This is a genomic window from Leifsonia sp. 2MCAF36, from assembly GCF_052115525.1.
Classification (GTDB): Bacteria; Actinomycetota; Actinomycetes; order Actinomycetales; family Microbacteriaceae; genus Leifsonia.
The window spans coordinates 1-1,158 of the sequence record NZ_JBFRGV010000021.1 but is presented as its reverse complement, the minus strand read 5'-3'; the positions used below and the strand labels follow the sequence as shown (position 1 = coordinate 1,158).

1 protein-coding gene is annotated in these 1,158 nt (G+C 66.5%); it reads right to left on the bottom strand.

Annotated elements, in window-relative coordinates; genetic code table 11:
• Nucleotides 1-7: 7 nt before the first annotated feature.
• Nucleotides 8-1,108 carry an IS30 family transposase gene (locus AB4079_RS19405; RefSeq protein ID WP_441788970.1) on the bottom strand — a complete coding sequence of 367 codons (1,101 nt, stop codon included), beginning with the start codon at nucleotides 1,106-1,108 and terminating at the stop codon, nucleotides 8-10.
• Nucleotides 1,109-1,158: the final 50 nt, after the last annotated feature.

Sequence of the window (1,158 nt, the reverse complement as noted above, 5' to 3'; positions counted from 1 at the left end):
GGCGGTTTCAGGTGGTGGATGCAACGAGGAGTTGGTTTAACCTGTTGGCTGGATTATGCCAGCCGAGGGTTTGCCGGGGGCGTCCGTTGAGTTGGCGGGCGATTTCGTCGAGGTCTTCCTGGGTGTAGTCGCGGAAGTTGGTTGAGGATTTCGGGAAGTATTGGCGGAGGAGTCCGTTGGTGTTCTCGTTGCTGCCGCGTTGCCAGGGCGAGTGCGGGTCGCAGAAGAAGACGGGACAGCCGGTGCTGAGGGTGAACTCGGCGTGCTGGGCGAGTTCGGAGCCTTGATCCCAGGTCAGGGAGCGGCGGATCTGGTCCGGGACCCGACCCATCAGGGTGCGGAGCACGTCGATGACTTCCGGGCTGGTGCGGCCATCGGGCAGCGCGCCGAGCATCACGAACCGGGTGGAGCGCTCCACCAGAGTGACGATCGCGGAGGAGCCGCGGGCGCCGATGACCAGGTCGCCTTCCCAATGCCCAGGGACGGCGCGGTCAGCGGCTTCGGCAGGACGTGTGGAGATGTTGAATCCCGTCACCCAGGGTTTCCGGGACCGGGCCGCGGATGCTTCCCGGGACTGCGGGCGCCGCCGGACACGCCCGGACCGTAGGGCGTCCTGCCGGTCGATCTCACCACGCAGCGAACCGCGACCCTGGATGAAGATCGCCTGATAGATCGTTTCGTGAGACACCTGCAGCTCCGGCCGGTCGGGATACTCCAACCGTAACCAGGAGCTGATCTGTCGCGGCGACCACCGCTGACGCAACTTGTGCCGAACCAGCTCGCCAAGCAGCGGCCGCTGTGGCTCCCGGAACCCCGGCAAAAGCTTCCGCGGCTTCGGACGCCGGCCGCGGATCACGCTGCGCGTCTGCGCCTGCCCCGCCGAATACGCCCACCGATATACCCCCGGCAAACCACCCGGCACCGCCCGCCGGGCACCACCCGGATGCCGTGTCCCTGACCGGCGTCCGCTGTTGTTCCGCTTCAGCTCCCTCCAGACCACACTCCGATCCCGCCCCAACACCACAGCGATCTGCGGAATCCGCAAACCCTGCCCCCACAACGCCTCAATCTTGCCGCGCTCCACCACCGACAACCGTGTCCCGACCATGAGCAGAATCCTCCCGGATCAGCCCGTTGCATCCACCACTAGACCCAGCC